Source organism: Sphingopyxis sp. 22461 (genome assembly GCF_052044915.1).
GTDB lineage: Bacteria > Pseudomonadota > Alphaproteobacteria > Sphingomonadales > Sphingomonadaceae > Sphingopyxis.
Map to the genome: position 1 here is coordinate 84,099 of NZ_JBQENY010000016.1, position 8,674 is coordinate 92,772.

At 64.6% G+C, this 8,674-nt stretch carries 8 protein-coding genes; all 8 read right to left on the reverse strand.

From position 1 onward, the window contains the following. Positions 1-4 precede the first annotated feature (4 nt). Positions 5-703, reverse strand: a complete 699-nt coding sequence (locus tag ACTJI5_RS21435) for an OmpH family outer membrane protein (RefSeq protein ID WP_058535952.1) — start codon at positions 701-703, stop codon at positions 5-7. Continuing rightward, positions 703-3,393, reverse strand: coding sequence for an outer membrane protein assembly factor BamA (gene bamA / locus ACTJI5_RS21440; RefSeq protein WP_058536474.1), 2,691 nt, complete (start codon positions 3,391-3,393; stop codon positions 703-705). The genes ACTJI5_RS21435 and bamA overlap by 1 nt, the downstream gene beginning before the upstream one ends. Before the next feature lie 73 nt (positions 3,394-3,466). Further along, positions 3,467-4,597 (reverse strand): RIP metalloprotease RseP, encoded by a 1,131-nt coding sequence (gene rseP / locus ACTJI5_RS21445; protein ID WP_440861739.1) that lies wholly within the window; start codon positions 4,595-4,597, stop codon positions 3,467-3,469. After that, a complete protein-coding gene (locus ACTJI5_RS21450) occupies positions 4,590-5,756 on the reverse strand; it encodes a 1-deoxy-D-xylulose-5-phosphate reductoisomerase (protein WP_440861740.1) in 1,167 nt (388 codons plus the stop codon). The genes rseP and ACTJI5_RS21450 overlap by 8 nt, the downstream gene beginning before the upstream one ends. Position 5,757: 1 nt before the next feature. Further along, positions 5,758-6,435 (reverse strand): phosphatidate cytidylyltransferase, encoded by a 678-nt coding sequence (locus ACTJI5_RS21455; protein ID WP_440861741.1) that lies wholly within the window; start codon positions 6,433-6,435, stop codon positions 5,758-5,760. A 3-nt stretch (positions 6,436-6,438) separates the two neighbouring features. Next, positions 6,439-7,125: a polyprenyl diphosphate synthase gene (uppS, locus tag ACTJI5_RS21460; RefSeq protein ID WP_440861742.1), complete on the reverse strand. Its 687-nt coding sequence runs from the start codon at positions 7,123-7,125 to the stop codon at positions 6,439-6,441. 120 nt (positions 7,126-7,245) lie between these two features. Further along, on the reverse strand, positions 7,246-7,800 hold the full coding sequence (gene frr / locus ACTJI5_RS21465) for a ribosome recycling factor (protein WP_056371461.1): 555 nt from the start codon (positions 7,798-7,800) through the stop codon (positions 7,246-7,248). Positions 7,801-7,822: 22 nt separating this feature from the next. After that, positions 7,823-8,545, reverse strand: a complete 723-nt coding sequence (pyrH, locus tag ACTJI5_RS21470; protein ID WP_058535947.1) for a UMP kinase — start codon at positions 8,543-8,545, stop codon at positions 7,823-7,825. Between the last annotated feature and the right edge of the window lie 129 nt (positions 8,546-8,674).

Here is an 8,674-nt window from a genome sequence, read left to right on the forward strand (position 1 = left end):
GATCTTAGCGGGTCGTCGGTGCGGTGCCGGTCGGTGCCGGAGCGGGCGTTGCGGGACGCGTTCCGCCCTGCGCGGCGCGTGCCTGGTCCATCAGCTGCTGATTACGCTGCTGGACAAGCTGGCCCGGCTGGTAACCGGCCGGAACCGCAGTCGACACGTTGGGCAGGATGCGGTTGAGTTCGGCAACCACCGCGTCGGTGATGTCGACATTGTTTTCGCGCGCGATCACCGCCTCGGGGTTGACGAGCAGGTCGACCTTTTTCGCGGTCATCGCGGCCTTGATCGCTTCGTTCATGCGAACGCTGATCTGGTCTTCGACATAAGCGATCGCGAGGTCGACGGGCGCACCGATCTGACCGAGCTCGGCCTGCGCGGCCTGGCGCTTGTCCTGGACGGCCTTGGCGGCAGCCTGCAGCGAGGCCTGGTTGACCGGCGTCTTCTTCGCTTCTTCGTTATATTTCGCGATCAGGACGTTGATTTCGGCCTGCAGCGTCTGGCCGCGCGACTGCTGCTGGTCGATCTGCGCCTTGTAGGTCGTTTCGATCTGCTTCGAGGCAGTCTGGAAGGCGTTCGAGCGGGCGGCGGCGACGCGGACGTCGGCAACGCCGACACCCTTTGCCTGGGCAATGGCGGGGGCGGACAGGAGGGGCGAGACCGACAGCGTGGCAATCGCCAGCGCCGAGGCGGCAAGGATTTTCTTCATCAGAATTGGGTTCCTACATTGAATGAGAAGCGTTTGGTATCATCGCCCTCTTCTTTGCGAAGGGCGTAAGCGAAGTCGATCCGGAAGGGACCGAAGGGAGAGTTCCAGTTCACCCCGGCACCGATCGAGACGCGCGGCATCCACGTGTCGCCGAAGAAGCGTTCCTCGAACGGATCGAGGCGCGAGAAATCGGTCGGGCAGGTCGTGTATTGACCGGTGCCCGTCGGGACGCCGCCCGTCGGCGTCGTTACCGTTTCCGTCGCGAACTGGGTGACACCCGTGGTCGCGTTGCGGCAAAGCGACTTGGTGAGACCGAAACCGGGCGCGTTGGGGTCGGTTTCCCTGAAATTGGCAAGCGTCGTCAGCGTCGGGCGGCGGACGCTGAAGACCGATCCGACGTCGACGAAGATCGACGGGCGAAGCCCCATTTCCTTTGCGCCGGTGCCGAGCGGAATATCGAGTTCGATCCGGCCCTGATAATAGGCGCGGCCGCCGAGCGCGTCGTCGATCTGGCCGCGCTCACCATTGGCGTCGGTGACGACAATGGGGTTCGCCGGATCGGTATTGTCGACCGAGTAGCGGATAACACGCGGGCCGACGCCGCGAATGTCGAAACCGCGCATCTGCGGTTCGCCAAGGAAGAAGCGGTCGGTCAGGCGGACCTTGTCGCTCGTCGGGGTCGGACGGCCGCCGAACGGATAGATATAGCCGCCTTCGGCCGACAAATTGAGGATGAAGCGGCTGCCGAGGTTGAAGTGCTTCGAGCCGTTCAAGCGCGTGCGGACATATTTGACGCTGCCGCCGAGGCCGGCGAAATCCTGGCTGAGCGACAGCGACTGGCCGCGCGTCGGACGGATGCGATTGTCGCGGTCGTCATAGGCGAGCGTATAGCCGAGCAGCGAGGTCGTGCGGTTGCCGATCGCGTCGCACAGGTAACGGCCGGCCACGAGCGGGTCGCACTCGCCGCCGAAATAATAGATTCCCTTGTCGAGCGTCACATCGTCGAAGTTGATGCTGTAGCGCGCGAAGAACGACATGAATTCGGTCAGCGGCACGCCGGCGTTGATCTGCGCCCCCGTCGTGACCTGCTGGAACGTCGTCCGGCGGTCGTTGTTGATGAAGTTGAACGAGTTCAAATCGCGGCGATAGATGCTGCCGCCGACCGAGATGTTGCGGTCGAACAGATAGGGTTCGGTGAAACCGAGCTCGATCGACTTCGAATAGCTCGAATAGTTGACCGACGCCTGGAGCTGCTGGCCGAGACCGCGGAAGTTGCGCTGGCGGATCGACGCCTGGAGCAGGAAATTCTCGATCGACGAGAAGCCGGCCGACAGCGAGAGTTCGCCGGTCGGCTTTTCCTCGACGTTGGTTTCGAGGATGATGCGGTCGGGGGCGCTGCCTTCCTTGCGTTCGATTTCCAGGTTTTCCTGGAAATAACCGAGGCTATTGATGCGGTTTTCGGTGCGCTTGACGCCGAAGCTGTTGAACGCATCGCCTTCGTTCAGGCGGAATTCGCGGCGCACGACCTTGTCGTGGGTCAGCGTGTTGCCGTTGACGTCGATGCGCTCGACATAGGTACGCGGGCTTTCGGCGACGTTGAAGGTGATCGCCATCGTCCGCGTTTCGGGGTCGCGGCGGAATTCGGGGTTGATGTCGGCAAAGGCGTAGCCGAACAGACCCGCGGTTTCGCTCAGGCTTTCAACCGTGTCCTCGACCTGCTTGGCGTCATACCAGTCGCCGGTCTTCATCGGCAGCAGCTTCTTCAGCATTTCGGGCTGGAAGTCGCGGATTTCGCTCTTCACGTCGATGTCGCCGAACTTGTAGCGTTCGCCTTCCTCGACCACATAGGTGATGATGAAGTCCTGCTTGTTGCTCGTCAGCTCGGCCACCGCCGAAATCACGCGGAAATCGGCGTAACCGTTGGTCAGGTAGAACAGGCGCAGCTTCTGCTGGTCATAGGCGAGGCGGTCGGGGTCGTAGCTGGTGTTCGACGACAGGATCGTCATCAGGCTCGACTGCTTCGTCGCCATCTCGTCCTTGAGATCGCCGTCGCTGAACTTCTCGTTGCCGATGATGTTGATCTGGCGGACCTTCGATTTCGGCCCTTCGTTGATTTCGAACACGACGTCGACGCGGTTCTGGTCGAGCGACACCATCTTGGGCTCGACCGTCGCGGCAAAGCGGCCCTGACGCTTGTAGAGCTCGATGATGCGCGCGACGTCGGCGCGGACTTTCGAGCGGGTGAAGATCTGACGCGGCGCGAGCTTGATCTCCGGGCGGACCTTGTCTTCCTTCAGGCGCTTGTTGCCCTCCAGGATGACGCGGTTGATCACGGGGTTCTCGGTGACCTGGATCGTCAGCGCACCGGCATTGTCGGTGATCTGGAAATCCTTGAACAATTCGGTCGCGGCCAGATCCTTCAGCGCCTGGTCGAGGATCGAGCGGTCATATTGCTGCCCGACGCGCAGGCGCAGGTACGACAGGATCGTCTGCGCCTCGAGCCGCTGGTTGCCGACGACGGTGATCGACTTGACCGTCGTCGCGGTGGGAGCCGCTTCGGGAGCCGGAGCCGGGACGACTGGCGGCGCAACCTGTTGCGCCATCACCGGCGCGCCAAGCATCGTGCCGGCCAAAAGAAGTACCGACAGCTGCGTCCGCGCCGAGAATTTGTGTGAAGCCACGCTGTTCATCCCGAAAAAATAACTCAAAAGCGACAAACCCGCCTGACCGCGGGTTCGTGCGCCACTCCCTGCCCCAGACTCGCTAGCCAATCAAGCGGGCGATCCTGTCCCACACGCCAATTGAGCCCAAATCGTTGAAAGTCACGACCAGCATAAGGGTCACGATTGCCGCAAAGCCGAATCGGAACGCCCATTCCTGCGCCTGCGGCGGCGCGGGGCGGCGCCGGATCGCTTCATAGGCGTAAAAGGCCAGATGACCGCCATCGAGCATCGGCAATGGCAAGAGGTTGATGAACCCCAGATTGATGGAAACGAAGGCGATGAAGAAGATCAGCGCGGCGACGCCCAGCGTCGCCTGTTCGCCCGACTGCTTCGCGATCTTGATCGGCCCGCCCATTTCCTTGACCGAACGTTGCCCGGTCGCGAACTGGCCCAATATCTTGCCGGTCAGCTGGACGATGTTCCAGGTCTGCCCCGCGCTCGCCCTCACCGCCTCCAACGGGCCGACCCGCGCATAGGTCAGCGCGCCCGACTGGATGCCGATGATCGCCACCTCGGCCTTGTTCCCGAAACCGTCGGTTTCGGTCGTGACCCGCGGGCGCAGGGTGATCGCGAGCCGCTGCTCGCCGCGCGCGATATCGAGGCTAGCGGGCCTGCCCAGATCATAGGCCACGATCTTCGGGATATCGCCGAAGCTGTCGACCGACTGTCCGTTGATCCCGGTGATACGGTCACCAATACGGAGCCCCGCCGCCTCGGCCGCACTGCCTGCCTGCACGCCGCCGATCACCGGCGGAACCGTGGCAACGCCATAGGTCATGTTGAACGCGGCAAAAATCGCAATTGCGAACAGGAAGTTGGTCACCGGCCCTGCGAGAACGATGAGCGCGCGCTTCCACACCGGCTGCGCGGGGAATGTGTGCGATTTCTGGTCGGCTGGCAGTTTTTGCCAGGTCGCGTCGGGCTGGCTGACCGCATCGCGGTCGCCCGCAAACTGGACATAGCCGCCGAGCGGCAGCCAGCCGATCTTCCATTCGGTGCCACGCTTGTCGGTCCAGCCGAGGATCTTGCGGCCGAAACCGATCGAGAAGGTGTCGGCCTTCACCCCGCACCAGCGGCCGACGATATAATGGCCATATTCGTGCACGAAGACGAGCGGCCCCAGCACCGCGAGGAACGCGAGCGGATAGAGCCAAAGCGGAATGTCAGGCATGTTCATATTGGTCCACAAAACGCTGAGCAGCCGCGCGGGATGACGCATCGACGCTGAATATGTCCTGAAGCGACGCCGGCACCGCGGGCGCGTCGGCATCGATCACGCGGCGCACCGTATCGACGATGGCGGGGAAGGCAATGCGCCCCGCGAGGAAGGCGGCGACCGCCACTTCGTTCGCGGCGTTGAGCTGCGCCGGGCGCGCGCCGCCCTCGGCGATCGCGGCGCGGCAGAGCGCGGTCGCGGGGAAACGCACCTCGTCGGGCGCCTCGAAATCGAGCCGCGCGATGCTGGCGAGGTCGAGCGGCGCGCACGGCGTCGCCATGCGCTGCGGCCAGGCGAGCGCGCTGCTGATCGGGATGCGCATGTCGGGCGAGCCGAGCTGCGCGAGCGTCGAACAGTCGATATATTCGACGAGGCTGTGGATCACCGATTGCGGGTGGACGAGGATTTCGATGCGGTCGAGCCCGACGGGGAACAGGTGATGCGCCTCGATCAGTTCGAGCCCCTTGTTCATCATCGTCGCCGAATCGACGCTGATTTTCGCGCCCATCGACCAGTTCGGGTGCGCTACCGCCTGTTTGGGCGTCACGCGCGCCATATCGTCGGCGCTCATCGTGCGGAACGGGCCGCCGCTCGCGGTCAGGATGATGCGGCGCACCTGATCGATGCGCCCGCCCGCGAGGCACTGGAAGATCGCATTATGCTCGCTGTCGACGGGCAGGATCGTCGCCCCCGACGTGCGCGCCACCGCGGTCATCAGTTCGCCCGACGACACGAGCGCTTCCTTGTTGGCGAGCGCGACATCGTATCCGGCGGCAAGCGCCGCCATCGTCGGCGCGAGCCCCGCGGTGCCGACGATCGCCGCCATGACGAGGTCGGTGGGGCGCTGCGCGGCTTCGACCAGCGCCTCGGCGCCCGCTGCCACTTCGATGCCGGTGCCAGTCAGTGCCTCGGCGAGCGAGCCATAGCGGGCTTCGTCGGCGATCACTGCGATGTCGGGACGGAATTCCTTTGCCAGCTTCGCGAGCTCGGCAACGTCGCTGTTCGCGGTCAGCACGCCGACAGCCCAAGCCTTGCCGTCGCGCCGTACCAGATCGAGGGTCGATTGCCCGACCGATCCCGTCGCACCGAACAGCGAGAGGCGGCGCTGTGTCATCTCAGCCCGCCGCCCGCACGGCGATCTGCCCCGCAAACGCCAGCGCGCCCAGCAGCAGCGCGACCGGCAGCACGCCGTCGACGCGGTCGAACAGGCCGCCGTGGCCGGGGATGAGCTTGCCCGAATCCTTGACCCCCGCGCGGCGCTTCATCCAGCTTTGCGCGAGGTCGCCGAGCTGCGCGAGCAGCCCCATGAACAGCCCGATCCACAGCGGCACGCCGACGATGCCCGCGCGGTCGCCGATCGTCGCGCTGGCGATCAGCGCGGCGACCATGCCGCCGATGAGGCCCGACCAGGTCTTCGACGGGCTGATTTTGGGCGCGAGGCGTGCGCCGCCAAAGGCGCGGCCAGCGAAATAGGCACCGATGTCGGTCGCCCACACCATGCCGAAGACCCACAGCGCGGCGGTCATGCCGAGATGGTCGCGAATGAACCAGAGCCCCGCCATCGCGCCGAGAACGAGGATCGGTCCGAGCAGGTTGAGCGCGGTCTTGGCGCCGCCGCCGAGGGTCATTGCGCGCACCAGCGCGAACCATTCGACGAGGACAAGCGCCCCGCCGACGAGCAGCAGCAGACCGAAAGCAAGCCCGCCGAACCACAGTGCGGTGCCCGCGATCGCGAACAGGACGATCGCCGACCCGATCCGCGCCCAGAAGTCCGATTTAGCCGCTGTCGCCATGCCCTATAGTCCCCCGTAACGGCGGTCGCGCCGCGCAAATTGGTCGAGCGCTGCCTTGAGGTCGGCCGGTTTGAAATCGGGCCACAAGATATCGGTGAAATAGAGTTCGGCATAGGCCGACTGCCAGAGCAGGAAATTCGACAGCCGGACCTCGCCCGAGGTGCGGATGAGCAGGTCGAGCGGAGGCATGTCGGCGGTGTCGAGATGCGCGGCGATCGCCTCCTCGGTGATCGGGCCCGCTGCGGCGGCGGCGGTCGCGGCGCGAACCAGCTCGTCCTGCGCGCCATAGTTGAGCGCGACCGCGAGCGTCGTGCGTTTGTTGCCCGATGTGCGTTCGAGCGCATTTGCGATCAGTTTGACGACATCGGGCGCGAGCGCGCGCCAGTTGCCGATCACCTTCAGCTTCACGTCATTCGCAGCGAATTCGTCGAGGTCGGACAGGATGAAGCGCTTCATCAGCCCCATCAGGTCGCTGACCTCTTCCTCAGGGCGCTTCCAGTTTTCGGAACTGAAGGCGTAGAGCGTCATCGCCTCGATGCCGAGGTCGCCCGCGGCGCGCACGATCGTGCGCACCGCCTCGACCCCGGCCTTGTGACCGGCGACGCGGGGCAGCAGGCGTTTTTTCGCCCAGCGGCCATTGCCGTCCATGATGATGGCGACATGGCGTGCGCCGTGATGGGTATCGGTCATCGTCTATCCGTCATCCCAGCGAAAGCTGGGATCGCTTTCGACCAAGCGCCGCGCCTGCACGCCTGCGGTCCCAGCTTTCGCTGGGACGACGAAAATTGTGCAATGCGACCATGCGATCCACTAGCCCAGGATTTCCTTTTCCTTGGCGGTCGCGGCGGCGTCGAGTTCGGCGATCGTCGCGTCGGTCAGCTTCTGCACCTCGGTCTCGTGGCGCTTGCGCTCGTCCTCGCTGATTTCCTTCTTATTCTCGTCGGCCTTCAGATTGTCCATGCCGTCGCGGCGGACGTTGCGCACCGCGATGCGCGCCTTTTCGGCATATTGGCCGGCGAGCTTCGAGAGCTCCTTGCGGCGCTCCTGCGTCATTTCGGGGATCGGCAGGCGCAGCATCTGGCCGTCGACGATCGGGTTGAGACCGAGGCCCGCCGAGCGGATCGCCTTGTCGACCGGACCGACGTTCGATTTGTCCCACACCTGCACCGACAGCATGCGCGGTTCGGGCGCACTGACCGAGGCGACCTGGTTCAGCGGCATCTGGCTGCCATAGACCTCGACCGTCACCGGATCGAGCAGCGCGGTGTGCGCGCGCCCGGTGCGGAGGCCCGAAAGGTCGCTCTTCAGCGCTTCGACCGCACCGTGCATGCGGCGCTCGAGATCGGCCTTATCATATTTCGCCATCGTTTATTCCTCTCTTATGTCTTCAGGCCGCGTCGGCGACGACGGTGGAAACACCCTCGCCCGCCAGCACGCGCGCCAGATTGCCGGGTTCGCGAATGTTGAACACGACGATCGGGATATGATTGTCGCGGCACAGCGCGACCGCGCTCGCGTCCATCACCTTCAGATTGTCGGCGAGCACGCGGTCATAGCTCAGCGTATCGTAACGGACCGCGGTCGGGTCCTTCTTGGGATCGGCGTTATAGACGCCGTCGACGCTGGTGCCCTTCAGCAGCGCGTCGCACTTCATTTCGGCGGCGCGGAGCGCGGCGCCGCTGTCGGTCGTGAAATAGGGCGCGCCAACGCCGGCGGCGAAGATCACGACGCGGCCCTTTTCCATATGGCGCTCGGCGCGGCGGCGGATCACCGGCTCGCACACCTTGTCCATCTCGATCGCCGACTGGACGCGCGTTTCGACGCCAAGCTGCTCGAGCGCATTCTGCATCGCCAGCGCGTTCATCACGGTGGCGAGCATGCCCATATAGTCGGCCTGCGCGCGGTCCATGCCCTTGGCGGCGCCCGCCATGCCGCGAAAGATATTGCCGCCGCCGATGACGAGGCAGATTTCGAGCCCGCGGTCTTTGGCTTCCTTGACCTCGGCCGCCATGCTCGCGACGGTTTCGGGGTCGATGCCGAACGGGCTGGAGCCCATCAGCGCCTCGCCCGACAGTTTCAGCAGAATACGTTTCATGCCGGGCAGAGCCATGATCGGGGGAACCTTATGTAATCGATGAATATGCGAATGGCGCGCACCCTAGAGCCAGTCCCTGCCAATTGGAAGTATCGGGATCGGCGTGAGAAGCGCTCCGGGTAGGAGGAACGCGCAGCGCGGGCC

Excerpts from the sequence above, each read along its gene's own strand:
- ACTJI5_RS21435 (WP_058535952.1), bottom strand. The coding sequence starts at position 703 with ATGAAGAAAATCCTTGCCGCCTCGGCGCTGGCGATTGCCACGCTGTCG.
- bamA (WP_058536474.1), bottom strand. The coding sequence starts at position 3,393 with ATGAACAGCGTGGCTTCACACAAATTCTCGGCGCGGACGCAGCTGTCG.
- rseP (WP_440861739.1), bottom strand. The coding sequence starts at position 4,597 with ATGCCTGACATTCCGCTTTGGCTCTATCCGCTCGCGTTCCTCGCGGTG.
- ACTJI5_RS21450 (WP_440861740.1), bottom strand. The coding sequence starts at position 5,756 with ATGACACAGCGCCGCCTCTCGCTGTTCGGTGCGACGGGATCGGTCGGG.
- ACTJI5_RS21455 (WP_440861741.1), bottom strand. The coding sequence starts at position 6,435 with ATGGCGACAGCGGCTAAATCGGACTTCTGGGCGCGGATCGGGTCGGCG.
- uppS (WP_440861742.1), bottom strand. The coding sequence starts at position 7,125 with ATGACCGATACCCATCACGGCGCACGCCATGTCGCCATCATCATGGAC.
- frr (WP_056371461.1), bottom strand. The coding sequence starts at position 7,800 with ATGGCGAAATATGATAAGGCCGATCTCGAGCGCCGCATGCACGGTGCG.
- pyrH (WP_058535947.1), bottom strand. The coding sequence starts at position 8,545 with ATGGCTCTGCCCGGCATGAAACGTATTCTGCTGAAACTGTCGGGCGAG.